This is a genomic window from Streptomyces sp. NPDC050549, assembly GCF_040655035.1.
Lineage (GTDB): Bacteria > Actinomycetota > Actinomycetes > Streptomycetales > Streptomycetaceae > Streptomyces.
On the sequence record NZ_JBFAJD010000073.1, the window covers coordinates 1 to 24,179 of the forward strand.

General features: G+C 68.1%; 18 protein-coding genes and 6 pseudogenes. 13 read left to right on the forward strand and 11 right to left on the reverse strand.

What is annotated here, in order from left to right; translation table 11 throughout:
- Positions 1 to 281 precede the first annotated feature (281 nt).
- Both AB0I51_RS46505 and AB0I51_RS46510 read right to left on the reverse strand, forming a co-directional pair.
- A complete protein-coding gene (locus AB0I51_RS46505; protein ID WP_362985271.1) occupies positions 282 to 605 on the reverse strand; it encodes a hypothetical protein in 324 nt (107 codons plus the stop codon).
- Between the two features lie 36 nt (positions 606 to 641).
- Positions 642 to 911: a hypothetical protein gene (locus AB0I51_RS46510; RefSeq protein ID WP_362985273.1), complete on the reverse strand. Its 270-nt coding sequence runs from the start codon at positions 909 to 911 to the stop codon at positions 642 to 644.
- 367 nt (positions 912 to 1,278) lie between these two features.
- On the opposite strand from AB0I51_RS46510, the gene AB0I51_RS46515 reads away from it, so the two are divergent.
- Entirely contained in the window at positions 1,279 to 1,620 is a 342-nt protein-coding gene (locus tag AB0I51_RS46515) for a trypco2 family protein (protein WP_362985275.1), read from the forward strand.
- Here the strand turns inward: AB0I51_RS46515 and AB0I51_RS46520 are convergent.
- Positions 1,617 to 1,781, reverse strand: a complete 165-nt coding sequence (locus AB0I51_RS46520) for a hypothetical protein (protein WP_362985277.1) — start codon at positions 1,779 to 1,781, stop codon at positions 1,617 to 1,619. The two genes, AB0I51_RS46515 and AB0I51_RS46520, sit on opposite strands and share 4 nt — an antisense overlap.
- 196 nt (positions 1,782 to 1,977) lie before the next feature.
- Between AB0I51_RS46520 and AB0I51_RS46525 the strand changes: the two genes are divergently transcribed.
- Positions 1,978 to 3,846: a hypothetical protein gene (locus AB0I51_RS46525; RefSeq protein ID WP_362985279.1), complete on the forward strand. Its 1,869-nt coding sequence runs from the start codon at positions 1,978 to 1,980 to the stop codon at positions 3,844 to 3,846.
- Between the two features lie 1,394 nt (positions 3,847 to 5,240).
- On the opposite strand, the gene AB0I51_RS46530 is transcribed toward AB0I51_RS46525, so the two are convergent.
- Together AB0I51_RS46530 and AB0I51_RS46535 are read right to left on the reverse strand one after the other, a co-directional pair.
- Positions 5,241 to 6,488: an ATP-binding protein gene (locus tag AB0I51_RS46530; RefSeq protein ID WP_362985281.1), complete on the reverse strand. Its 1,248-nt coding sequence runs from the start codon at positions 6,486 to 6,488 to the stop codon at positions 5,241 to 5,243.
- Positions 6,482 to 7,141, reverse strand: coding sequence for a response regulator transcription factor (locus tag AB0I51_RS46535; RefSeq protein ID WP_362985283.1), 660 nt, complete (start codon positions 7,139 to 7,141; stop codon positions 6,482 to 6,484). Before AB0I51_RS46535 ends, AB0I51_RS46530 begins: the two co-directional genes overlap by 7 nt.
- Positions 7,142 to 7,353: 212 nt before the next feature.
- Between AB0I51_RS46535 and AB0I51_RS46540 the strand changes: the two genes are divergently transcribed.
- The 6 genes and pseudogenes from AB0I51_RS46540 to AB0I51_RS46565 form a co-directional block, all read left to right on the forward strand.
- A complete protein-coding gene (locus AB0I51_RS46540; protein WP_362985285.1) occupies positions 7,354 to 7,935 on the forward strand; it encodes a hypothetical protein in 582 nt (193 codons plus the stop codon).
- A gap of 2 nt (positions 7,936 to 7,937) precedes the next feature.
- Complete coding sequence (locus tag AB0I51_RS46545) at positions 7,938 to 9,068, forward strand: peptidoglycan-binding protein (RefSeq protein ID WP_362985287.1); 1,131 nt, start codon at positions 7,938 to 7,940, stop codon at positions 9,066 to 9,068.
- A complete protein-coding gene (locus AB0I51_RS46550; protein WP_362985289.1) occupies positions 9,065 to 9,766 on the forward strand; it encodes an ABC transporter ATP-binding protein in 702 nt (233 codons plus the stop codon). The genes AB0I51_RS46545 and AB0I51_RS46550 overlap by 4 nt, the downstream gene beginning before the upstream one ends.
- Positions 9,763 to 10,983: an ABC transporter permease gene (locus AB0I51_RS46555; protein WP_362985291.1), complete on the forward strand. Its 1,221-nt coding sequence runs from the start codon at positions 9,763 to 9,765 to the stop codon at positions 10,981 to 10,983. The genes AB0I51_RS46550 and AB0I51_RS46555 overlap by 4 nt, the downstream gene beginning before the upstream one ends.
- A gap of 367 nt (positions 10,984 to 11,350) precedes the next feature.
- Positions 11,351 to 12,076, forward strand: coding sequence for a hypothetical protein (locus tag AB0I51_RS46560; protein ID WP_362985293.1), 726 nt, complete (start codon positions 11,351 to 11,353; stop codon positions 12,074 to 12,076).
- Between the two features lie 113 nt (positions 12,077 to 12,189).
- Positions 12,190 to 12,964: pseudogene (locus AB0I51_RS46565) on the forward strand (transposase); the annotation flags it as partial.
- A 642-nt stretch (positions 12,965 to 13,606) separates the two neighbouring features.
- Here the strand turns inward: AB0I51_RS46565 and AB0I51_RS46570 are convergent.
- Entirely contained in the window at positions 13,607 to 15,145 is a 1,539-nt protein-coding gene (locus AB0I51_RS46570) for an ISKra4 family transposase (RefSeq protein ID WP_362985295.1), read from the reverse strand.
- Between AB0I51_RS46570 and AB0I51_RS46575 the strand changes: the two are divergent.
- Positions 15,144 to 15,972 (forward strand): annotated as a pseudogene (locus AB0I51_RS46575) (transposase); the annotation flags it as partial. The gene AB0I51_RS46570 and the pseudogene AB0I51_RS46575 overlap by 2 nt on opposite strands.
- A gap of 415 nt (positions 15,973 to 16,387) precedes the next feature.
- Positions 16,388 to 17,188 (forward strand): maleylpyruvate isomerase family mycothiol-dependent enzyme, encoded by an 801-nt coding sequence (locus AB0I51_RS46580; protein ID WP_362985297.1) that lies wholly within the window; start codon positions 16,388 to 16,390, stop codon positions 17,186 to 17,188.
- A 494-nt stretch (positions 17,189 to 17,682) separates the two neighbouring features.
- Here the strand turns inward: AB0I51_RS46580 and AB0I51_RS46585 are convergent.
- Together AB0I51_RS46585 and AB0I51_RS46590 are read right to left on the reverse strand one after the other, a co-directional pair.
- Positions 17,683 to 17,981 (reverse strand): annotated as a pseudogene (locus AB0I51_RS46585) (IS3 family transposase); the annotation flags it as partial.
- Positions 17,982 to 17,985: 4 nt separating this feature from the next.
- Positions 17,986 to 18,464, reverse strand: a pseudogene (locus AB0I51_RS46590) (IS30 family transposase); the annotation flags it as partial.
- Between the two features lie 504 nt (positions 18,465 to 18,968).
- Here AB0I51_RS46590 and AB0I51_RS46595 point away from each other — a divergent pair.
- Positions 18,969 to 20,381 (forward strand): NF041680 family putative transposase, encoded by a 1,413-nt coding sequence (locus AB0I51_RS46595; protein ID WP_362985303.1) that lies wholly within the window; start codon positions 18,969 to 18,971, stop codon positions 20,379 to 20,381.
- A gap of 221 nt (positions 20,382 to 20,602) precedes the next feature.
- Here the strand turns inward: AB0I51_RS46595 and AB0I51_RS46600 are convergent, their stop codons facing one another.
- Both AB0I51_RS46600 and AB0I51_RS46605 read right to left on the reverse strand, forming a co-directional pair.
- Positions 20,603 to 22,945: an alpha-L-fucosidase gene (locus AB0I51_RS46600; RefSeq protein WP_362985299.1), complete on the reverse strand. Its 2,343-nt coding sequence runs from the start codon at positions 22,943 to 22,945 to the stop codon at positions 20,603 to 20,605.
- Between the two features lie 319 nt (positions 22,946 to 23,264).
- Positions 23,265 to 23,424, reverse strand: a pseudogene (locus AB0I51_RS46605) (transposase); the annotation flags it as partial.
- A 4-nt stretch (positions 23,425 to 23,428) separates the two neighbouring features.
- On the opposite strand from AB0I51_RS46605, the pseudogene AB0I51_RS46610 reads away from it, so the two are divergent.
- Both AB0I51_RS46610 and AB0I51_RS46615 read left to right on the forward strand, forming a co-directional pair.
- Positions 23,429 to 23,554 (forward strand): annotated as a pseudogene (locus AB0I51_RS46610) (hypothetical protein); the annotation flags it as partial.
- Positions 23,555 to 23,582: 28 nt separating this feature from the next.
- Positions 23,583 to 23,753, forward strand: coding sequence for a hypothetical protein (locus tag AB0I51_RS46615; protein WP_362985305.1), 171 nt, complete (start codon positions 23,583 to 23,585; stop codon positions 23,751 to 23,753).
- Positions 23,754 to 23,789: 36 nt separating this feature from the next.
- On the opposite strand, the gene AB0I51_RS46620 is transcribed toward AB0I51_RS46615, so the two are convergent.
- Positions 23,790 to 24,038: a hypothetical protein gene (locus tag AB0I51_RS46620; protein WP_362985301.1), complete on the reverse strand. Its 249-nt coding sequence runs from the start codon at positions 24,036 to 24,038 to the stop codon at positions 23,790 to 23,792.
- Between the last annotated feature and the right edge of the window lie 141 nt (positions 24,039 to 24,179).

A 24,179-nucleotide genomic window follows, 5' to 3' on the forward strand; every position in this document is an offset into this window, starting at 1 on the left:
CCGTCCGCTGCCTGCCCCTACCCCAGGGCGATCATGCCCCGCACACGAAGAAGCCCCTGCTCATCGAACAGGGACTCCCTTTGCCACAACGCACTTAGAGGGCGCCTGTGACAACGGCGCCCGGCCTGGCGCAGAGCCAGAGGGGACCGATGCGCTGGCCCAACTAATGGCCAGCCACCAGGTACCGGTCCGCGTCACACGAGCCCTGGTGCTGTCGGTCCCCGCACACAGCGGGGCCGTTGGGGACCTGGGGCCCCCGCGGTCACCGGGCCGTCACTCCTTCAGAGCTGCAGTTGTGCTCGCACAGCGAAGATCTCCTGTGCCTGCACGGCATGGATGAGCAAAGTGAAGTCTCCGGTCCACAGGCCCAACACCATGACCGAGCCGGCACGTTGGGCCGCGTCGATCCACTCGCTGGTCGCCTCGGCAGGATGCTCCACCGAGCCAAGGGTCAAACTCCGACCGCCGTCTCCCTGGCGTACGCCCCAGGGGCGCAGTGTCGCCGAATGCTGCTGCAGGATCCAGGAGCTCACGTCAGGCAGCGTGTCCCACGCATAACAGGGGAAGCCGTAGCGTTCGGCGAGTTCCTGGATGCTGCCGCTCATGTCCGGTGACGCGAGGGTGAGGGCCGGGAACGGCCCTTACGGGGTGGGGACGAAGCCCGTGCGGCCGGCCCGGTAGACCGGCGGTGGGGCCGGGGCCAGATCGATGATCATGGAGGTGAGGTCGGCCCCTGCCAACGTCCTGCCGCCCCCTCCCAGGTGCGGGACCACCATGGTCCAGATGCTGATCAGGTCCTCGAGGAAGTTCTGGCGGTCGACCGCCCCCAGACCAGCGGTGAAGACATAGGTGTACGGGTGGTGTGCGTGCGGCTGAACCTCGTCCCAGAAGACGTGGGTGACGGTGGACAATTCCCGGTTGGGTGTGGCTCCTTTGGAGGGACGGCTTCACCAGCATCGGTCTGCGGATCCATAAGTGGCACGTGATCCTTCCGGTCTCCTCGAACCGCCCCGCGACCGTACTGCCGATCTTGGCCTCGGCTGATGCGTCGGCCTGCGGCGTTCGTCTGGATGGCACTTGTACTGCGCGCGGTCGAATTGGCATAGCCCCAGCTCAGCCCGTCCCTCCAAGGAGCCACATTCAGTGGAGATCGTGCGTGGCCCGGCCAGACAACTACAACGATTACGCACCATCCCCGGGGTGGCCGCCGGGCCAGATGGGCAACCTTCCCGAAAGGCGTCTGGCCGAGCGCGGTTGAAGCCCCCGGAGGTGGTCCGTGTGGAGGAGTCCAGCGACGCGACGGAGTTGTGGGAGGCCATCGAAGCGGTACGTGAAGGACTGCAACGCGCCACGAACGCCGGGCGGGATGCCGAACTTCGCTTTGTCGTCCAGAAGGTCGAGCTGGAATTCGCCGTCGAGTTGAAGCGGTCCGTCGGCAGCGACGCGGGGGTCAAGGCATGGGTCCTCTCCGCTGGCGGGAGGGCAGAACGCTCGGTGGGCCAGTCGCACCGGATGACGGTAGAACTCGGCCTCGCGGATCCCTCACGCCTGATCAAAGCCCAAGGCCAGCCGAACCAGTGGCTCCGGGCTGGCCCCTCACACAGCACAGACGCGGACTAGGGCATGGCGGACTGGACGAGGGTCGCGGAAATCCGGTCCTCCGCGCGGTCGGCACCTGTCCTGCTGGGCTCCGGATACCGGATCACGCGGTCCTTGATCATGACCGCCGGGCACGTGGCCTGTCGGACGGGCATCGACCGCCAGTACCAGGTGCGCTTCATGGACCTTCCAGGGAGTGCCGTGGTGAACGCCGAACTCGTCTGGCACAGTTCGGGCACCTGCCCTGTCTGTACGGACAGTTGTGCCGACTCCGGGGAACCACTCACGGGCGGACTTGACTTAGCACTACTCCGGCTTCCCCCGCAGCAGTACGGGCCGGCCGACGCCCGGTGGGATGCCGCCCGCTGGGGCGCCCTCGTGACCAGTGAACAACATGACGTCACCGCCGTGTGCTTCCCCGACGTCCAACGTCATAGGGGAGCATCCGACTCGTACGGACTCCAGGGCACCATCAATCCCGCCACTGCCCACCACGCCTTCCATTACGAACTGAAGCTCACTGAACCGGTAGGCGACAACCGGGATCCTTGGCGCGGCGCTTCGGGCGCCGCGGTGTTCTGTGACGGGCTGCTCATCGGCTGCATCCAGGCGACACTCAAGGGTGATGGCGCACTGTATGTGATGCCGGCCGACCGATTCCTGCTCCACAGGTGCTTCCACCGCTTAGTGGCGGAGGACTCGGACATCGCTCCGGTACTCGAACCCGTCGCTCTCCGGCCGTATCTCACGGCTCCTTTGACCACGCTCCGGACGCCCGCCCAGCTCCTGGAGCCCGAGGCAGCCATCATGCCGATGCAGGGAAGGGCACCGGACATACTGCTGGCCTGGTGCCGCGAACGATGTCCCGGCACACCCGGCGTACCGTCCACGCAGGAACCCGACCGACGGGTACGGGTGCGGTTGCTGTGCGCGCGGAGCGGATTGGGCAAAACCCGTGCCGCCGTAGAGGCAGCCCGCCAGCTCACGGCGATCACTGGCACGCGGCGGTCAGACTGGACCGCCGGTTTTCTGGCCTCGGACCCTGAGGGTGAGCCGAACTGGAATCAGCTCCTGGGCAATCTGACGAAGTCGCTGCTGCTGGTGGTCGACCACGCCGAGACACGCGGTGACCAACTGTCCCCACTGCTCGACGCGCTTCACGCCTACCGCGGAAGCCACCGGATCCGCGTCCTGCTGCTGGCGCGTTCCCAGGGCCAATGGCTCAGGGAACTCCCCCCGCCCTGGAACCGTCTGAACGGGCAAAAGGGTTCCTCTGAGGTCACTGACACCGTGCAAGCGTTATACCGTGACGCGCTGCTCGCCTTTGCCGTAGGCCTGCAGCACATGCAGGGATACAGACCACATGGTCCGGGACAGCCAGGCTGGACAGGGCTCGCCGAGTTGCAGCCCGCCCTCCCGGCGCTCCGCGAACGGGGAGGGGAACCCTCTATAGGCGACGTGCAGCTGCACGCCCTGAGCGACCTGCTCAAAATAGGCGGACGCGGTGCCGGACCCGACCCCCGCCTCGTGCTGCTGGCTCAGGAGCACGACTACGTCCTACGTGCACTGCGGGCCCGACAGCTGTCCGTCGACCACGACCTCGTCACCCTGATCCTCACCGCGACAGCTCTATTCGCCTCTCCAGATGAGAACGCAACCGTCACCGAGGTCCAAGCAGCGCTTGGCTACCGATTTCGGCACGTCGCCGGCAGCACCCAGGCCATCCACAGCTGGGAGGCCGTACGACTGGCCTCGGACATCACCGACATCCTGGCCGAGCTCTATCCCTCCCGAGAACACGCCCACCGCGGCGCCCTCCCCGATGCCGTCGCAGCCGGGCAACTGGCCGAAGCCGAGAGCAACCACCGCGGACGAGGCTTCGCCGAGCGCGTGTTCCAGCAAGCCACCCCCGCCCAGCGCAAGCAGGCGCAGCCGGTCCTCACATCGGCCCACCAGCTCTACCCGGAGAGCGCACGTGACGTACCCAAGCCCGGGGAGGGCATGGCGCCGCCGTCCCGACTCCGGGCCGCCAGCGGCCTCAAAGACGCCACACTCGAGCGGCCAAGCAATACCAGGCCCTCTGCGGCGGACTCCCCAGCGATAAAAAGTCCGCACAACCTTGACCCGGGATCCGAACCGACAACCAGGCCCTCCGTGACGGACTCCCAAGCGACGAAGGGTCCGCACAACCTTGACCCGGGATCCGAACCACCGTCAACGCCTCGCCGCAGAGGCCCGTCGTTGTGATAACGGGGAATCCGGGACGCACCGAGGCGGGCGCACCGGTGGGAACTGCGAACGGCGCTTGCTCGCCTCGATGTCGGACTCGGCGTTCGGTCACCATGAGTCCTTCCCAGGCGAGTGTGGCTCCTTTGGAGGGACGGGCTGATCTGGGGCTATGCCAATTCGACCGCGAGCAGTGCAAGTGCCATCCAGACGAAGGCCGCAGGCCGACGCATCAGCCGCGGCCAAGATCGGCAGTACGGTCGACGCTGGTGAACGCGGGGCGGTTCGAGGAGGCCGGAAGGATCACGTGCCACTTATGGATCCGCAGGCCGGTGCTGGTGACGCCGTCCCTCCAAAGGAGCCACACCCAGCTCAGCATCACTTCAAAGGATCCGCACCCAAGGTAGCTTGTCGGCCGCTTGCGCTGCGGCTTCGCGCCTATGGCCGCCAAATACCAAGGGCCTGCGCGAGGGCCGTCTCAGCGGTCCCGACCGCCGCCATCAGGTCGGCGAGCAACGCCTTAGGGGATGTCTCCGCGGCCGGACGTATCTCAGCCGGTAGCGCCGTGGGCCGACGCGGTGGCCTGTGCCCGATACCCGCATGCTGAGGCTCCGGCCCCGGCACCGCCGAGGGTTCAGCTCGACGGTGCCGGTTGCCTGAGGGCCCAGTTGGCGGTGGCTCGCGCGCTTCGAGCGTAATCACCGTGTATCCCGCTCGGAGCGCGGAGCCACGAAATCGCGTGCCCAGTCGCCGGTTGACGGATCTGGGTACGAATCGCGGCTCAATGCTTCCCTTTACAGTCAGCAGTCGCCATACGGTCAGTAGTCGGCGGCGGCCACGGTGCGGCCCCGGTGAAGGCGGCCAGCAGGGCGAAGGTCGCGACGTCGGGTCAGGGGCGTCCGGCACGGCGCTCAAGGCCAGGCGCACGCCGAAGGTGCCGTTGTCGAGGCGTTCGACGGCGTGGTGGGGGCGGGAGCGGTTGATGTCGACGCCGAGGACGGGCACGCCGTGGCGGCGGGCGCGGCGACGATGATGCGATACCGGTTGTTCACGCTTAACCGTCGTGTCCCATAAGGCTGATAGAGCGATCTGTCGAACGCACTTGTCGGGTGCTCTGCGCTGTGTCACGTCCGTACGGTCGGGGGCACGGAGGTGGCGTTCCACTCGGGTGAGGGCTGGGAGTCCTGGGGCTGTCGGCGAAGCCGGTGATCCCAGAACAGACCGCGTTCAAGCACACGCGCTGTCCCGGATTGCCGCCCAGTACGACGAGATCATGCACCTGCGCAACCCAGGGCATGAAACTGGAGACTCCAAAGGGGCCATGGGATGATCTTGAAGCGTTGAGGGCCGGGCCAGGGCACCCGGGGCACGCCTGAAGGGTTTGGCCCGGTGCGCGCGGCCGAGCATCGGGGCTCTCAAAAGGCGTGCGGGGCAGGTGGTCCACTCGTGGTGAATCTGATGGTGACCGCCAGGCCGCCGTTCTGGCCCGGTGAGGCCGCCACCTCGGCACCGTGGGCCTCGGCGATCGAGCGGACGATGGCCAGGCCGAGGCCGTGGCCGCGCACGCTGGTGCGGTCGGTGGCGAACCTGCGGAACGGCTCGAAGAGGCCGTCGATCCGGTCGGACGGGACGTGCGGCCCAGTGTTGGTGACCGCGATTCGTCCCGCGCCGACGTCGACGGCAACGGTGCCGGGCGCAGAGTTGTACTGGATGGCGTTGCGGACGAGGTTGGAGACCAAGTGCTTGAGGAGCACCGGGTCACCGGTCACGATCAGTGGGGTGGTGCGGATCGTGACCTGGACGTCCGACTCAGCTGCCAGTGGGGCGTGCTCGCCTGCGGCCTGCCGTGCGACAGTGGCCATGTCGGTGGCTTCTGTACGGTCCGGGTCGAGCCCCCGGTCGCTGTGGGCGAGCAGCAGCAGAGCCGCGATGAGATGCTCGGCGTCTTTGTTCGCGGTCAGCAGGTCTTCGCGCACATCGGCCAGGCCCGGCGGCAGCGGGTCGGCGAGGCCGACTTCGATGCTGGTCCGCTGCACGGCCAGTGGGGTGCGCAGTTCGTGTGAGGCGTTGGCGACGAAGCGGCGCTGGCTGGCGAAGGACTTCTCCAGGCGGTCCAGCATGGTATCGAACGTCTCGCCCATCTCGCGGAGTTCGTCGAAAGGGCCGGCCGGGCGCAGTCGTTCGTGCAGGTTGGTCTCGCTGATCCCGCGGGCGGCCGCGGTCATCTTGCGCACGGGCCGCAGCGCCCGCCCGGCCAGCCACCAGCCCATCGCCCCTGACAGTGCCCCTACGGTGACGAGACCAACCGCCGACCAGAGCACCATCTGCCGCAAGAACGATTCTGTGAACCGCTGGGTGGCCTCGACCTTGTTCTGTCGCGCCGCCCCGTCGAGGGGTGCTGTGGCCGTGGCTGCCCCGCTGGCCTGCGGTTCCACCAGGCGCAGGGACGGGTGAGAGGGAGGCGCAGTGGTCGGGGTGGAGGCGGCGATACCGGGCTCCTCCTTGGTGATCTCCGCGAACCGCTCCACGGTGCCCTGCCGGGCCAGCAGGGTGACGAACACCAGCAGGAGAGCGCCGGACAGGAAGAACAGCAGGGTGAAGGCGGCGGCCAGTTTGGTACGGAAGGGCAGGCGCGCGTGGGCGGCGCGGAGATGGTTCAGCACAGCCGGTAACCCGTTCCTTCGTGGGCGGCTATCAGCTCGGCGGAGCCCAGCTTGGTGCGCAGCCTGCTGATGGTGGTGCGCAGGGCGCTGGTCCGGGAGTCGAGGTGTATGTCCCACACCCGGTCCAAGAGCGTGCGGTGGGCGACGGGCTCGCCGTGCGCCTCCATCAGGAGTTGCAGGACGGCGAACTCCTTCGGGGTCAGCCCCACAATCTGCCCATGCGCACGGACCTCGTGGCGGGCCCGGTCGAGTTCGATGCCGTCGTAGCGCAGGACCGTGGGTGGGGTGGATGGCACGCGGCGGCTCAACGCCCGGACCCTGGCGATGAGTTCAGCGAAATCGAAAGGTTTGGCGAGGTAGTCGTCGGCGCCGAGGTCGCGCAGTCCGTACACCTTGTCGTCGACCGATCCGGCGGCGGTCAGCATGAGGATGCGGGGCGGGTTGTGGAGGTCGCCGAGGCGGCGGCAGACCTCGTCGCCGCTCATGACGGGCAGATCGCGGTCGAGAATGACGACGTCGTAGTCGTTGAGCAGGCACATCTGCTCTGCAGCATCCCCGGAGTAGGCGATGTCGACGGCGATGGCCTCGCGGCGGAGCCCTGTGGCGATGGTCCGGGCCAGGACGTGGTGATCTTCGGCGATCAGGACCCTCATCGGGGACTTCCTCGGTGTTGCAGTCGATGGTAAAGAGCCGAGTGAAACATAACGAATGAGGCGCATGGGGCTGCCGACTCGCAAGAGAAGCAGAGGGAGGTTTGCAGCGAGATAAGCGTGGAGCGCGGGATCGGAGGCGGGCGTTTATGAGGCTGCAAGGACGGTTCTGTTGTCCTGAGGCCTCCCGATCCCCGATCCCGTGAGGTGCTCCCATGTTGGGTTCATTCCGTACGCCGCCCGCGTCTTCCGCCGCGTCTCCCTCAGGCCCGTCCGACTCTCCCGCACCCCGTACGTCCCTGACGCGCGCCGGGCTGATTGCCGGGGTCCTCGGTCTGGCCCTGGCCCTGTCGGCATGCGGCAGCGGTGGGGGCGGGAGGGACGTCGCCAGCGCCGGCGGCTCGAAGAAGCCGTCGGCCGAGGCCTCGCAGACCACGGGGGACCCGATGAAGGATCGGCTGAAGTACGCCGCGTGCATGCGGAAGCAGGGCATCGACATGCCCGACCCGGGCGCGGACGGGCAGGATGTCACCATTCCGGCCGACCAGGAGAAGTTCCAGGCCGCCGTCGACAAGTGCAAGCAGTACTTGCCGCACGCGGACGGCCAGGCGCCCGGCTACGGCGCCGAGCAGAAGGCCGCGGACCTGAAGGTGGCCCAGTGCCTGCGCAGCAAGGGCGTAAACGCCTCTGACCCGACCGACGACGGGCACATGAACATCCCGGACGGCGACTCGCAGAAGACCAAGGATGCGCTGAAGGCCTGCGGCGGCTCCACCAGCGGCAAGACGGGACAGTGAGCATGCGTACGCAGGACGACAGCACAGCTCGGCCGGAGTTGTCCGCGCCGGAGCCTCTCCCCGCGCTGCCGCGCAGGCGCCGCCGCGCCCGTTGGGCCATAGCCGCCGTGCTCCTGACCGCCGTTGCAGGCGGCGTCGGCTACGCGGCCACCGCCAGACAGGCACCCGCGAGTACCGTCGCCGACAAACCGCAGCCCGAGACCGACAAGGTCACCCGGCAGACCCTGGTCAACACCAAACAGGTCGACGGCACACTCGGCTACGCCGGATCCACTGCGGTCACCGGCCAACTGTCAGGCACGATCACCGCGCTGCCCGGGGTGGGGGACACGATCAGGCGGGGTGAGGAGCTCTTTCAGGTGGACGGGACACCGGTGCTGCTCATGTACGGGAAGGCGCCCGCCTACCGGGATCTGAAGGTGGGTGAAAAAGGCGACGACGTACGGCAACTGGAGAGGAATCTCCAAGCACTCGGCTACGGCGGCTTCACCGTCGACAACACCTTCACGGCCGCCACCGCGCAGGCCGTGAAGCGCTGGCAGGAGCACCTCGGCCTGCCGCAGACCGGCACGGTCGAGAAGGGCCGCGTGGTCTTCTCCGGCGGCGAGCTCAGGGTCGGCGAGCACAAGGCGGCGGTCGGATCAGTCGCCCAGCCGGGTGCCGAGGTCTTCACCGCCACCTCGATCAAGCGGCAGGTTCACGTCGACCTGGACATCGCTGACCAGGCCCTGGCGAAGAAGAACGAACAGGTCACGGTGACCCTGCCGAATGGCAAGACCGTGAGCGGCACGATCACCAGCATCGGCAAGACGGTGACGAAGAAGCCTGGGGCGGACGGCAGCGGCGACAAGTACACCGTCGCCGTGGACATCCTGCTCGACGCGGCAGGCGCCCCGAACATCGTCCAAGCGCCGGTGACCGTCGGCCTCAAGAGCGACACCAAGAAGGACGTCCTGACTGTGCCGGTCACCGCACTGCTCGCGCTCAGCGAAGGAGGCTACGGCGTCCAAGCCGTGGGCACGGACGGCAAGTCGACCGTCGTACCCGTGAAACTGGGCATGTTCGCGAACGGCCGGGTCGAGGTCAGCGGCACCGGACTCACCGCCGGCATGACGGTGGTGACGGCCGCATGACGACACCACCGGCCCAGACCGTCCCGCCGCTGGTCGAACTGTCCGGCGTCGACCACGTCTACCCGGGCGGCACCCACGTCCTGCACGACGTCTCCTTCCAGGTGGGGCACGGTGAACTGGTCGCGATCGTCGGCCCCTCCGGCTCGGGCAAGTCGACGCTGCTCAACCTCATCGGCACGCTGGACGTGGCGACCTCCGGTACCGTCCGGATCGAAGGCCATGACATAGCGGTTCTCAAAGAGCGGCAGATCTCGGCGCTGCGGGCATGTTCCATCGGCTTCGTCTTCCAGCAGTTCTTCCTGTCGGGCGGCGTCAGCGCCGTCGACAATGTCGCGAACGGCCTGCTGTACCGGGGAATCGGGCGCGGTCAACGCCGATCGCGGGCCGAGGCCGCGCTACGCCGTGTCGGGCTGGGCCACCGCCTCGAACACCGGCCGCACGAGCTGTCCGGCGGCGAGAAGCAACGCGTCGCCATCGCCCGCGCCGTGGTAGGTGGTCCCCCACTGCTGCTCGCCGATGAACCGACCGGCGCGCTCGACACCGCGTCCGGCGCGGCGGTGGTCGAGCTGCTGCGGGAACTGAACGAGACCGGTACCACCGTCCTGGTCATCACCCACGACCTGGAACTCGCGACTGGGCTGCCGCGCCGCATCAAGGTCCGTGACGGCCGGATCGCCGAGGAGGTGGTGCCAGCATGAGTGTTCACTCTCCGCATTCCCGCCGGGACCGGATGACACCTCGTCGGCTCAGTGCCGTCGACACTCTGCGGGTAGGCAGTGGCGGGCTGCGGGTCCGTCCCGCACGCGTCCTGCTCTCCGCCCTCGGCATCGCGATTGGCATAGCCGCGATGGTGGCCGTGGTCGCGATCTCCTCCTCCAGCCAGGCGGCCTTCAATGCCCAACTAGCTTCTGTGGGAACGAACTTGTTGACGGTGACCCCTGGCAAGGACTTCGTGGGCAAGAACGCGCCCCTGCCCGAGAAGTCCCTCGACATGATCAGTCGCATCGGTCCGGTCGACTCTGCCGCGGCCACCGGCGTGGTCTCCACTGCGAAGGTCTACCGCAACGACCACATCCCCCGGGAAGCGAGCGGCGGCATCGGCGTTTACGGGGCAACGCCCGGACTTCCCAGGACAGTTGGACTGGATCTGACCGCCGGGACCTGGCTCAACGGCGCACAGAGCCGTTACCCTGCTGTCGTTCTGGGTGCGACGGCAGCCGAGATCCTTGGTATCACCACACCCGGCAGCCAAGTCTGGCTCGGCGGCAAGTGGTTCACTGTTACCGGCATCCTTGCCAAGGCGCCGCTCGCTCCCGAACTGGACACGGCGGCCCTGGTCGGCTGGGACGCGGCCAAGACTGTACTCGGCTTCGACGGCCGTCCCACCGAGATCTACACCCGCAGCGACGACAGCAAGGTCGACCAGGTTCGAGACGTCCTCGCCGCCACCGCCAATCCGGAAAACCCCAGCCAGGTGAGCGTCTCCCGACCTTCCGACGCCCTCAGCGCCAAGCAGGCGGCCAACGCGGCGTTCACCAACCTCCTGGTCGGCATCGGTGGCATCGCCCTGCTCGTCGGCGGGGTCGGCGTCGCCAACACCATGGTCATCGCTGTCCTCGAGCGCCGCGGGGAGATCGGCCTGCGCCGCGCCCTCGGAGCCACCCGGGCCCAGATCCGTACCCAGTTCCTGACCGAGTCGGTATTGCTCTCCGCGCTGGGCGGCACCGGCGGCGCGGCCCTCGGTGCCGCAGTATCGGCCGGGTACGCGCTCTCGCAGGGCTGGCAGGTGGTGGTGCCGCCCTGGGTACTCGCCGTTGGCATCACCGCCACGATGGCGATCGGCGCGCTCGCCGGGCTCTGGCCCGCTGTGCGTGCGGCCCGCCTTGCACCCCGGGAGGCCCTCGCGAGCCCCTGACAAGGGTGTGCTGAGCCTGACTCTGACGTCGGTGTGGGTGTCGATCCCGCCGATCACCTCGATGGGCTGTGGCATGGCGGCCGGGTTGTTCCTTCCGTGCGTGGTGTGTGGGCACGCACGCACCGGCCCGGCGGACGGACACGACTGTGATGGGACCGCTTCGGTCAAGCTCCTATGAGGTCACGGTCGCTGAACCGGTGCGCGCAATGGCACCGCTCGGAAGGTCGACAATTCAGAGTGAGGACAGCCGGAGCGTCAATCGGGGATCGGGTCAGACCCTCGAGCGGCGCCTCCCACATCCTCACAGTCGGGGATCTTGGAGTTCCTCGCGTCTCTTAGCTTGTGATTTATCCACTCGTCTTCGTCGGTGGAACAGCTGATCGTGGTGATCATCATGCGGAAGACTGAGTACATGACGCTTCCTACTCCGCTTGCCGCTGCCGAAGAGATCCACGATCACCTCATCGATCAGCTCAACCTCGCCCTGCGCCGGCCCGGGATGTACGGGGGCGAGGTGGCTTTCCGGATCCTGATTGACCACCTGCTGTTCGTCGAGCGCCAGCCCGAGGCGTGGGATCAGCTGAAGCAGAGTTGGGAAGAGCAGGGGCTCTGGACCCCCATCGGCCCCGGCGGAGCCTTCCAGGATGTCTTCCCCGCGCAGGGTGGCTGCTACGAAGTCGCCTCGGTATACGCGGAGTTCGCGCGGCGACGCGGATGGCTCAAGCCCGATCGCGTTCTCACGGCTGAGGAGTACGAGTCCCTCACAGGCCGAGTCCGGGGGTGGGCCGCAGCTGACCGCACCTGGGCTGACCTGACGGCGGAGTTCGGCCCTCCCTCTGTGCTGTTCGGAGGGAACAATTCTCTGTACGGGAAGACGCTCGGCTACCTCTCGGAGGATCCGCAGCAGTCGGCGGTGGTCTTCCACCTGTGGAACGGCAGCGAACCGGGGGCCGAACCGTGGCCGCCCGGGCATGTGCAACCGTTGCTCCTCGCAGTGCGTTTCGGCGGCGGCTCGTTCCGCGCATCATTGACCTTCACCCCCGAGGGCGAGCGGAGAAAGCCGACGGTCGGGGATCCCTGCCTGCCGCAGTAGCGGTCCGACTGTGGGCGCAGGTCACCCACATGGGGATTTCCAGGACAGCGGACCCGCCCCCGCATGATTCTGGATCTCCAAGAGGTACAGGAATCGACGCGAAGGCCGTGCCGGTGAGCGTGGTGGAACAGGGCGTGCTGGGCGATCCGCTGGCGGAACTGTCACGCTTCCGGGGGGGTCTTCTACGGCTGCCTGACCGCTCGGCGTGACGCGCTGTTCGAGCTCACCGACGCGGTGCTGTGCACCGACGGTCCGGTGAAGACCCTGGTCAGCCTGGCGCTGGCTCCCGAGCACCGGCGCGGGCACGGTGCCCTGTACGGCGCGCTGAACCGGGGCCGCCTGGACGTCGAGCGGCTGCGGGTCGAGCTGGTGGGCCTGCCGCTGCCCCGTGCCGCTGACGGCCGCCTCGTGCTGGCGGTGAACGTCTCGCCGTGGCTTCGGCCCGATGCCGACACGAGCGACGCCCGCTCGTTCTGCCACACCTACGGCCGGGGCGACGCCAGGCACCAGATGATCCCGGGCTGGCCGTACTCGTGGGTCGTGGCCCTGGAAGCGGGCCGGACCTCGTGGGTCGCCCCGCTGGACGCGGTGCGGCTGCGGCCCGGTGACGACCTGGCCGCCGTCACCGCTGCACAGCTGCGGGACCTGGTCGAGCGTCTTGTCACCGCCGGTCGGTGGAGCCCGGGCGACCCGTCGGTGTGGATCGTGGGCGACGCCGGCTACGACGTGATGCGGCTGGCCTACCTGCTGCGTGACTTACCCGTGGAGATCCTGGGACGTCTGCGCTCGAACCGGGTGATGCGCCGCCCGGCGCCGACCCGTGCGGAGTTCGCCCTGGCCAACCCGGCCGGCGGGCGGCCGCCCAAGCACGGCGGCGAGTTCATCTTCAAGGGGATGCGGATCCTTTGGAGGGAACAATCTCAGATGCCTGGGCGGGTGAAGGGCCACGAGGATGGTGCAATGCGGTCGCCCGAGTTCACGGAGGATGAATATGCGAGAACTGTCGAAAGTCTGCGCGGTACGCGCCTTATAGGAGTGACCTACTACCCGCTGAGCTGCGGTGACGATGGCACCGAGGCCGAGGAGTGGGACTTCGGCGTGTGGCACCAGCCCACGATGGGCGTCGGTCTGCTCGCCGAGAACGGCACGCGATACTCGGCAGTGTGGGGCAACAGTTTCGACTGCTACGGCCTGGAGATCTTCCAAGAGCCCATGTCCAGCCAATTGACCATGATCGGACAGCCCGGAGGGACGCCAGCCGTGGCTGTAACTGACCATCCTTCGTGGTCAGGGCTCATCGGGGTTCCGCTCGTGGGCGCCGACATCCTCTGGTCCGAGGGTGACTACGGACTCCGACTGCCGGTCGCTGTCGAGCTTCGTGCACCTGCTGCCACAGCGTGGCTTGTCGCGGGTCGTCCAGCACAGTGGCCACCAGACGGACGTTTCTACCTCGGAACTGACGACGTAATGACCGTCTTCACACACGAGTTCGCTGGCACCGTCGGCCTCCCTCTGAAGTGACGGTCGGGATCAAGCGGTGAGGCTGTACTTCTGCTGGTCGGGGCTGGGGTAGAGGCGTTGATGTTCGCGGGCCGTGTGGAAGATCCAGTAATCCTCGAAGTCGCCGTTCGTGATCAATGCGCGGAGTTGGAGAACGGCTTCTGCGCCGTTGAGTCCCCAGCGGGCTCCGGTGATGTCGAGGCGGTCGGCGATCAGGCGGCGGCAGGCGCCTTCGACGGCGCCGGTGGCGATCGGCCACCCGGCTGCGAGGGCGGTGTCGTAGTGGAGCTGGTCGAGGTGACCGGTGAGGTAGCGGTGGCAGGTCGTGACGGCCTCGCGACGGGCAGCGGGAAGGTGTTCGGCTGCGGCCTGGAGGGTCATCTCGGCGGCGGCTCGGTCGGCGTGTCCGCCGAATATCGCGGTGAGTTTGTCCGCGGCCCAGGTCTCGGCCTCGCGGCTGCCGACCAGGTGGAAAGCGTGCGCGGCCGTCCAGCAGTACTCGGCAACATGCACGAAGTCGAGCAGGACGTGCGGGCGGATGCCGCGGCGGGCGGCTTCGTCCTGGATCAGGTCGAGTTGGTGGCGGGCGCCGTCGACGAGCACGATCCAGTCCCGCAGATGCTGCAGGTCGCGGGCCTCGGCCTGGTCGAAGGCGTCGGCGATGACCTGCTCCGGAGGACGGATCACCGAGGCGGTGCACCATTTGCGCTCCGCATTCGGGCCCGGCCTCGGCGTCCGGCTCTCGCTGCGGCCACCCGGCGGATGCACGATGTCGTGCGGCCGGCGCGGGGCAGGCGCGGTGTCGAAGACGCAGGCCACCGTCGCCATGCGCTTGCGGTTGGGTTTTTCTCCCGGAGCCAGCCGCCCGCGCCGCCCGGCCGCCGCGCGCCGGGCCGCGGCCCGGCGGGTGGCCTCGCGCAGGGCTTCGGGGCGCATCACCACGCCCTTGCCGTCGACCTGGATGACCAACGGCATCTCGCAGGTGCACGGGGTGGGGATCTTCACCGTGTAGTAGGCGGCGATGTCGACGGCCGCAGCGATCACCAGCTCTTCGAGGCGGCGCTTGCCCAGGACTCTCCCGCACCGTCGCTCGATCGCGGCCTGGGCCTGGTCGAACGAGCCTCTCACGGCTTCCAGGACCGCAAGCCGGGCCAGCCCGCGCGAGTGTCGGCCCGCGGGCAGCGACAATCCTTCGTCGGCCGGGTGCACGTTGGACACACCCCGGCCGCGATAGGCGATCCTGTTCACCCGCACCGGCCCGAACACGCAGGTCAGCCAGCGGGGGTGGTTGCTCTCCCGCCAGGTCCGCGGCTGTACTTCCGGCCCGCGCACCACCGGCCGTCCCGCGCTGACGCGGGCCGCCGTTTCTTCAGCCCTCGCCCGCAGGTCGAGGTGATCCTGCATCAGCTGCCTCAGCAGCTCGCGCCCTTGCTGCTCAAGCAGGGCCTCCAGCTCGTCATGGGCCATGTCCCGCGCCGGGGCGCCGGACAGCGTCGAGACGAGGCGTTCGAAGGCACCACGGGAGGCTGCATAGGCGCCAGGCTCGAATAAGGCGTCATAGGGTTCCATCTAGGTCCTGGGCCGACTGCGGTCGGACCGGGTGATGCGCCGGCCGACGCCCACTCTCAAGGAGTACGCCCTGTCCTATCCCCAAGGCGGGCGACCGCCGAAGCACGGCGGTGAGTTCGTCTTCGGCGACCCGGGGAACCTGGGGCACGGAGCAGGCCGTGGCAGTCACCTGCACCCGCCGCTACGGGAAGGCCACCGCCCAGGCGTGGGACCGGCTCCACCCGAGGCTGACCCGGCGGGCGGCCTGGCTCGATCACGAGGGGCCGCTGCCCATCATCGCGGGCACCCTCATCCGCCTGGCCGTGGAGAAGCCGCCCAGCGGCGGGGTGAACAAGCCGCTGTGGCTGTGGTGGTCGGGCACCGCCGCCACAGAAGCGGACCTCGACCGCTGCCGGCAGTCCTTCCTGCGACGCTTCGACATCGAGCACATGTTCCGCCTGTTCAAGCAGATGCTCGGATGGACCCGGCCCCGGCTCCGCAGCCCGGAGGCGGCAGACCGGTGGACGTGGCTTGTGGTCGCCGCCTACACCCAGCTCCGGCTCGCCCGCCCACTGGCCGCCGATCTACGGCGTCCCTGGGAGAAGTCGGCCGAGCCGAACAGACTCACCCCCGCCCGGGTCCGGCGGGGGTTCAGGAACCTGCGAGCGAAGACCGGCTCTCCAGCCGGTGCACCGAAATCGTCAACACCCGGACCAGGAAGCCCACTTGGCTCGAAAAACCGCCGCACAGCCACCCGTCATGACGTGGGCTGAGTCCTGGTGACCGGCGAGGCATACAGTCGTCCCGCCCACCACAAGGTCGGCACGAAACCCCGTCGTACTGGATAAACGTCAAGCTTGCGCGATGCGCTGGTGCGCCAGTTACGTCCCCATCCCCCGACCACCAGACGGCAAAGCCGCGCCCACCCCGCCCCGTGCTGAGGAGTGCTGGTCGAACGGGAGTCACCTGAACTCCCTACCCGACCGGTCCTCCCCCGCCGTCGTGACCTCCGCGTCCATCACATCGAGCGGCAGCATGACCGCGCGCGTCCGGTGGACGTCACGTCGCCGAGGTGCCCTGCCGCACGGCGAGGCCAGAGCACCCACAGGCACGACGCCTGGCGTACCGCCACCGCCAGCGTCCTCGCAGCAGTGCACAGCTTGTCACCCGAGCGGTGGGAGGCGAGGACGTCCGCAATGGCCAACCGGCGGCGACTGTGAAAATCGCTGTCCGATCACCGGAGCACGGTGATAGACATCCGGCGTGGAAAAGAATCTTGACTTCCCTGACCTGTTGCGACTGATCGATGAACGGTCGACCGCCTTCCGCGCCGTGGTCGCCGCCGCGCCCGGTCTCGACGCGCAGGTGCCGACCTGCCCCGGGTGGACGCTGTTCGATCTGGTGAAGCACCTGGGTGGGGGAGACCGTTTCTGGGCCGCCATCGTCGGCGCGGGGGCTGCCGACGCTCCCCCGGCCGAGGCCGTCGCCGCGCGCGCCGCGTTGGAAGTGCCGCAGGAGCGTGAGGCCCTGCTGGCCTGGCTGGACGCGTCGACGCAGCTTCTGCTGGGCGCCCTGCGCGCGGCGGGACCGGAGAGCGATTGCTGGACGTGGTGGCCCGCGTCGCAGTCGCCGCAGACCGCCGGCGGCACCGCCCGGCACCGGGTCCAGGAGACCGCGGTGCACACCTACGACGCCCAGCTCGCCGGGGGCTCCCCGCAGCCGCTGCCGGTCGAGCTGGCACTCGACGGTGTGGAGGAGTTCCTGTTCACCGTCTGCGCAACACCGAGTGCCTGGCCGCACAAGCCCACGGCCTTCGACTTCCACGCCGCCGAGGGCCGCTCCTGGCGCCTCACCGTCGACGGCGACGGCGCACGCATCACCCGCATCCCCGCGCCCACCGCCGCGACCGGCGAAGACTCGGACGCAGCCGGCGCCTCCGTCCACGGCACGGCCAGTGAGCTGGTCCTCTACCTGTACGACCGGATCCAGGCCGACTCCTTGCACGTTGACGGAGACGCGGGGCTGCTCGACCTGCTCCGCGCCTGGGAGCCGGAGGAGAAGTAGGACGTGGCGGGGGCGGTTGGCCGCGCCTCGAGCCAGTGGGACACGACTCTTCGCCAGGTTCGTCAGTCGCGGCACCGGGCTCAAACCCGCGAGCCGGCCTCGGGGTGTCACCAAGCCGACCGTCTACCTGGATGGCAGTGCGAATTTGTCCGTCCCAGCGATCACGAGACGCGACGCGACTGCCATGCATGAGAGCAGACACCTCACGTTGCTATGCCGTCAAGTTCTCGGGATGAGCCCTCCGTTCACGGCGCGGTTGTAGAGCCGGCGGTGCCGCTCGTTGGCGTGGGGTCCGGGGTCGGTGGTCAGGACGGGGTTTGGGCCGGTCTCGATGAGGTGCAGCAGGGTCCGGCGACGCCGTAGCAGTCGTCCGGGCCGAAGCAGGAGACCAGCGCTCGGGCTTCCTCTCCCGTGACCGGCTTCGGAATCGCGTCGAGTTGCTCGACGCGCCTGTCGATCGGGTCTGATGCAGGTTCGTGTGACAGGTGTGGTCGCGCGGCCTGGAGGGCCGGTGTGGTCATGACGCTCTCGAATTCGACGGGGGTCAGGGGGTCAGCCGGCCGGGCGAAGCCTGTCTGCGGCGTCGGTGGTAGGTCCGCTCGATCCAGGTCACGATCGCGATCCGCAGTTCCTCGCGAGTGGCCCAGGATCGGCGGTCGAGGACGTTCTTCTGCAGCAGGCTGAAGAAGGACTCCATGGCCGCGTTGTCGCCGGCCGCGCCGACCCTCCCTATCGATCCGGCGATCCGGTGGCGGTCGAGGGCCCGGACGAATTTCCGGGAGCGGAACTGGGCGAGTTCAACTGGTCGATGCAACACCGACTTGTTGAAGCGAGCGCAGTTGCTCCTCGAAGACTTCAGCGGGCGTCTTCCACCCGAGGATCTTTCGTGGCCAGTTGTTGAGCGCGTGAGCGACGGCCTCGAGTTCGTCGGCGGACCAGCGCGACAGGTCGGTGCCTTGGGGAAGTACTGCCGCAGCAGACCGTTCGTGTTCTCATTCGTCGGGCGCTGCCACGGTGCGTGCGGGTCAGCGAAGAACACCCGCGTCCCGGTCTCCAGCGCGAACTGCGCGTGGCCCGAGAGCTCCTTCCCGCGATCCCACGTCAGGGTCTTGCGCAACTGGTCAGGCAACTTGGTCATCGACGCCGTGAGTGCGGCGTTCATCGCGACGGCCCCGTAGCCGCCGAGCGACGGCCCGTTCTTCACGTACGGCTTCTCGCCCCAGCCCTCCATGCGTCGTAGGTGGACCAGGAGCGTTGAACGACTGCCGCGCTCGACCGGCCGCCCCGGCCGCGCATCCAGCCCGGTACCGGCAGGAGCGGGCGGACCACGGCCCACTCCCCGCCCGTCATGTCCGTCGGGTAGCGAGGCTGTCGCGTCCCGTTGTCGGCGGCGTTTCCGAACCGGTGAGCCAGACAGTCACACTCCCAGGTGACCGCGCTGGACTGCCCGACCATCGGCACGCGGGACTGCTGCACCAGGGCCTCCTGCTGCTCGGTGATTCGACACCAACGAGCTGTTCAGGAGGCCCTGTCCGTATGCGCCGAGCGCCCCACGACCACCCGATCGGGACTCCCGTTCGACGCACATCTCTCAAGATCGAAAAGACAACAGCTTCTCAGCTTGGCGTTTAACCTCGCCGGGTCACCTGTCCTGCTGATCTTGGCTTCTTCCTGAGACAGCAGGACGGCCGTTCTTCACGCTTCGAAGTGTCGAGCAACGTCGCGTGAAGGAACGGCCGCTGTGAAGAGTCTGGCTTGTGCAGGTCCCGCTGACGCCGCACTGGGCGTGCTGTCCCACTTTCGTGTCGAGTTCTACGACTGCCTTTACGCCCGTGCGGATGCGCTCTTCGAGCTCGCTGACGCGGTGCTGTGCGCGGACGGGCCGGTCAAGTCGCTGGTCGAGTTGACGCTGGCGGTCGAGCACCGGCGTGGGCACGGGGCGATGTACGGCGCGGTCAACCGCGGCTGGCTCGAGCCGCGCCGCCTGCGGCGGCTGCTTGCCTCCACGCCGTTGCCGAGGGCGGCCGACGGACGGATCGTCCTTGCAGTCGACGTGAGCAACTGGCTGCGTCCCGACGCCCCTACCAGCCCGGACCTGCTGTTCTGCCACGCCTACGGCCGAGGTCGCAGCGCCGACCAGATGATCCCCGGCTGGCCCTACTCCTTCGTCGCCGCGCTGGAAACCGGACGCACCTCGTGGACGGCCATCCTGGACGCGATCCGGCTGGGTCCGGCCGACGACGCCACCGCGGTGACCGCCGCCCAGCTGCGCGATGTAGTTGGCCGGCTCGTGCGAGCCGGACAGTGGAAACCTGGTGACCAGGACATTCTCATTGTCATGGACTCGGGCTACGACGTCACCCGGCTCGCCTACGTCCTGGCGGACCTGCCCGTCGAGCTGGTCGGTCGGCTGCGCTCGGACCGGGTGATGCTCCGTGACGCAGGCCCGCGCCGCTCGACTCCGCGCGGCGGGCAGCCCCACAAGCACGGCGGTGTCCTCACTTTTTCCAAGCCGGAGTCCTGGCACGTCCCCGACCAGGCCACCACCTCCGGCACCACCCGCTACGGCACGGCCGAAGCGTTCGCCTGGGACCGGATGCACCCCCGCCTGACTGCCCGTGGCCCCTGGCTCGACCACAGCGGTGAATTGCCTCTGATCCACGGCACGTTGATCCGGCTGAAGGTCGATCATCTGCCCGGCGACCGCGACCCGAAACCGGTCTGGCTGTGGTCCTCACGCACCGCGATGACCGGCGAGGACGTCGACCTTCGGTGGCAGGCGTTCCTGCGCAGATTCGACCTGGAGCACACTTTCCGGCTGTTCAAGCAGACGCTCGGCTGGACGGTGCCGAAGGTCCGCGACCCGCACACCGCCGACCTGTGGACCTGGCTGATCATCGCCGCACACACCCAGCTCCGCCTCGCCCGCCCCCTCGCCGAGGACCTTCGTCGCCCCTGGGAACGGGCCACCGAACCCCGCCGGCTCACCCCGGCCCGGGTCCGCCGGGGGTTCCGCCACCTCCGCGCGAAGGCAGCCCGTCCCACCGGCGTTCCCCAACCCACCAAACCCGGCCCCGGACGCCCACCCGGCTCCAAAAACCGCAGGCCAGCGCCACGCTACGAGCCCGGAAAGACCGTGAAACGAGCAGAAACCCTCACCGAACACATCCGCCTGAAACAGCAGCGAGGATAAACGCCAAGCTTAGGTGAGACCTCCCGGTCTATCGGGTTGGCCTGAGAGGGCACGACAGGAGCACCCTCCTTCATGACCAGCAAGAACACCTCCGGCATAGACCCGTACAGACCCCTTACGCGACAACTACGACCCTGCCTTGTCAGACCTGTGCCTGCCGGTGTCACGAACGGCGTCATGTCGTCGTGACCACCGGTCGTGCTCAGGGGATCCGTCGGGTCTCAGACACGCCAGTGCACTTTGAACACCCACGCGTGCTGCCCCGCCTTGCGCGCGGCTTCGGGGACGTCGATCACCAGCACCCCGTTACTAAGGGTCCATGTCAACGGGCGGCCGTGGCCGAGCATCGTCACCTTGTCGCCGCTGCGGATCGGGATCGGCGCTTCGACGGTGAGTTTGGCGCTCGGCTTGGCCAGGGAGTGGATGTAGAAGGCTTCGTTCGGGCGGACGGTGAACCTCAGGTCGTCGCCGAGCTGCGCCATCCGTGACCAGTACGTGGTGTCGTAGATCGCCTCGCCGTTGACGCGCAGCCAGCGGCCCGTCTCGTGCAGCCGGGTCTGCATGATCTCGGGGATCGTGCCGTCGGCCCGGGGGCCGATGTCGAGAAGGAAGTTGCCGTTCTTGGAGACGATGTCGACGAGGTTGCGCACGATCTGTTCGGCTGTCATGTAGCCGTCGTCGGGGGTCGCCCGGTTGTAGCCGTAGCTGAACGGGTCGAGGCCCCGGCTGGACTCCCACTTGGCGACGACCGTGTTCTCGTACGTCGTGTACTCGGGCGTGGTGAAGTCGTGGAAGGCAATCCCGGAACGGTCATTGACGGTCACGTCGATGGGGCGGCGGCGGTTCTTGGCGTGGTTGAAGTACTCGGCCAGCACATCGAGGCTGTCGTTGGCGCCGCCGATGTCGCACCAGAGCAGCTCGGGGTCGTAGCCGTGGATCAGCTCCAGCATCTGCGGGGCCTGATACTGCGTCACATAGTCCTTGCCCGCGGTGTATCCGGTGTACGGCACCGGCTCCAGTGTGTACGGATTGCGCGGGGCGTGGCCCATCCACGGGTTGTCGGGGTTGAACCACTCCGGCATCGAGAAGTAGAGCCCGCGGTGGAGTTCGGGGGTGTGGCGGCGTGACGCCTCGAAGAGTTCCTTGACCAGGTCCCTCTTCGGGCCCATCTTCACGGCGTTGCGGTCGGAGACCTTGGTGTCCCACAGCGCGAAGCCCTCGTGGTGCTTGGAGGTGAGCACGTGGTACTGGGCGCCCGCGTCGCGGAAGAGTTCCACCCAGGCCCGCGGATCGAACTTCTCGGCGGTGAAGCGCGGGATGAAGTCGTCGTACGCGAAGTCCTCGCCGTAGGTGTCCCGGTGGTAGGCGTACGTCGGGTTGTTCGGGTCCTGCATCTGGTCCCAGTACCACTCGGCGTACTGCTTGCCGACCGGCGCCCAGGCGGGCACCGAGTAGACGCCCCAGTGGATGAAGATGCCGAACTTGGCGCCCTGGAACCAGTACGGCGCCTGATGGCCGGCGAGGGAGGTCCCGGTGGGCCGGTAGTCGGCGACCCCGAGGGTCAACTGCTTGTGGGAAACCGCTGCTTGGGAGCCGCGTCCGGTCACGGTCACCGTGCCGTCCCGCACGGTGCCGGGCGTCGCGCCGCTGCGGACGCCGACGCGGACGCGGGCCTGCTCACCGGGGTCCAGGCGCCGGATGCGGGCGGCTTCGACCGTACGGGCACCCTCGGCGTCGACGCGCACGGACACGCCGTCGCCCGCGAGGATGGCGACCGTACCGGCGTTCACGACCGTCGCCTCGACGCTCTGCGCGCCGGACGACTCCAGCAGCGAGTTCGTGGAGTGGGCGTCGCGCAGGGCCAACGCCCTTCCCTGGGCGGCGGGTTGGAGGGAGAGGGCGAAGACGTGCAGGGATGTCCGGCCCGTCTCGGCCGGGTTGGTGACCGGGAGGGTGAGGGCGACCGCCTCACGCTGCGGGTCGAGCCAGACCTCCGAGGTGCCGATGCCGACACCGTGCTGGTCCTTGGTGCCGTCCGGCTGGTAGCGGTACGGCGCGGAGAGCGAGCCGCCGGCCGCGTACCAGTCGGCGCCGCCGAGGCCGGCGGTCGTGGTGGAGCCGTCGGCGTAGTGGACGGTGGCGTTGCCGGAGGCGTTGCCGTAGCTGCCCGAGGTGAGGAAGGCGGCCGACAGGTAGCGTCCCTGGGGCAGTTCGATGCGCTGCCCCATCGCGACGACGTTGTTCTTGGCACCCGCGGCCGAGGAAGGGAAGAGGAAGGGGATGCCGTCGACCTCGACGCGTCCGGCGGGGAGTTCCTCGCCCGGAAAGGTGTAGCCCGAGCCGTCGAAGTCGCCGCCGCGCGCGGAGGCGGTGTCGATGCCGTCGTTGTCGTAGAGCCCGTCGAGCGGGACCGGGACCGGCTCGGGGACGGGGACCCACGGTCCGGACGCGGTGGCGACGAGTTCGGCGCTGTGTGCGGCGGTGGCTGAAGTGAGGGGAAGGGCAGCTGCTGCGGCAACCCCGGCCGCGGCGCCCAGGACCTGACGTCTCGGATACGTACTCATGAGCGGCTCCAATTCCTCGGATGTCTGATGATTGATCTGACCTCTGAGGCTGTCAATAGTGCGGACAGGGAGGGAAGTTGGAGAGATTCATAGGATGACTCGGCTGCATGTCCTGCTCGGCCGCTTTCTGGTGGATCTCATTCGCACCACCGCGCGCCATGCTGGAAGGCCCTGCATCCGTGCGAGTTGAACCGGGCCGCTCCCGTCCACGCCCGCCTCTAGCGATGTATGAGTTCCGCCATCTCTTCAGGGATGGCCCGGCGGCCGCACGCTGGATTGCATCCGTAGCAGCAGATGGTCATGTCCCTTGTGGGACCTGCACGACGCCGGTCCGCCTCTTGATCTCACGGTTGAGCCGCTAGGGGATTCGTCGACTGAATCTTCGTCCAGTGCCGGGCGGCGAGGACGGCGAAGGCGATCGGATCGGCCCTTGCGTCCAGGAGCATCTGCCCCACCTTGGGGAATCGTTGTCCGACCATGTAGGTGCTCAGTTCCAACACGCCCGCAGAGCCGCGGGACCGTCTACGTCATCACCGACCTGACAGCCGTAAGGCATCTCCGGAACCCATCGCGAAGATCTTGCTGGCGCACTGGGTGATCGAAACCAGGTTCCACTTCGTCCGGGACACGGCCTTCCGTGAGGACGCCTGCAAGATCCGCTCCGGGCACGGCCCGGAGAGCGTGGCCGCCCTCGCAGTTCGCCGTCAACCAGCTCCGCACCGTCGGCCAGACCAACATCGCTGCCGAACTCCACAGGACAGCTCGCCGCCCCTACGAACGGCCGCTGGCCGTCCTCGGACTCAACTGACATGCGCCAACGCACCATTACGGAACCAGTGCTGCATCAGGCAACGTTCGCCCTGGTGAGGAACCAAGCCAACACAGCCACGCCGATGGGCAATGCAACAAGGTAGCCGACGAGGATACCGACGCCCGGATCAGCCAGCGAAGGAAAGGCCCAGTTCACTGCTGCAGCCATGAGCAGTCTCACCGCTGCCAGCGCAAGGAGAGCAGCGACAACAGCAAGCCGACGCGGCGGGCCCGCCCCGCGATACAACTCAGCCGCAGGCCCGATCGCGATCAGGCCCGTCACGAGGACGACGAGACCGGTGTCGGGCAGCCACCCGAACGGCCACCCCTGTCGGCGTCATCTGAACGGTGACCCTCTGACGGCGGATCAAAACTGACTCACTTCGTGGCATCCATACCAACCTGATCTTGATTGGAGATCGGG